Below are 814 nucleotides of genomic sequence, written 5' to 3' on the forward strand. Positions count from 1 at the left end.
GCTACACCATTTTGCGATTTTAATAAAACAGCCTCAGTACAAGAAACGGTTATTTTCTTCTTTCCGGCAGGCGGATTAGATCCTACCAGTAAATTAATGGAGCGGAAATCACCCGATTCACTGAATAAAGTACCGACTCCAGGGAAGCTGAGCACCGGGCAAGAGCCGCTGCTTCCGGCAGAGGTGCTTAATCCGACGGCTTTAATAAACGGCGGACAAGCCAGTATCGGTTGGACAGAGCCGACGGATTTCAGCGGTAAAACGGACTATACGCATGTGGATATTTACGATCAGAATTGGGTTAAGGTAGCGGGGCCGATTGCTAAAGGAACGGCTTCCGCATTGCTTTCGGGCTTGACGGACGGTGTTAATTATACGTTTAACCTAGTTACGGTCAGCAGCACGGGCATTGAGAGCATCGGAGTAAGCAAGGCCGTAAACCAAATCGAGCGAACCGCCCCTTCCCTGCTCATTACGGAAATTATGGCGGCACCGAAAGCAGCGGGTGAAGCCTTCGAGTTTGTGGAGCTTTACAATACAACAAGTCAACCAATTGATCTAACGAATTATCAAATTCAGTATTACACACAACCGGGTCTGGCACAGCCTTGGACCGATGCGAATGCGAAGAAGTGGAAAATCGTAGCCCAGGATACGATGACCGGAGGTGCGACCAACATGACGATTGCCGCACACGGCACCAAAATCGTCTGGCTGGTTAGGCCTGCGCATCTCTCGTATACGGTGACTCAGTTTATTACGGAGTATGGGGATGCTACTTTGACGAATGATCAATTTGTCTACGCACTGTTAG

The 814-nt window shown here is 49.1% G+C and carries 1 protein-coding gene; it reads left to right on the plus strand.

The genetic code is table 11. The features are described 5' to 3' along the window. A partial coding sequence (locus GC093_RS21625; protein WP_171653991.1) for a lamin tail domain-containing protein occupies nucleotides 1–814 on the plus strand: 814 nt, incomplete at both ends.

This window comes from Paenibacillus foliorum (genome assembly GCF_013141765.1).
Classification (GTDB): Bacteria; Bacillota; Bacilli; order Paenibacillales; family NBRC-103111; genus Paenibacillus_S; species Paenibacillus_S foliorum.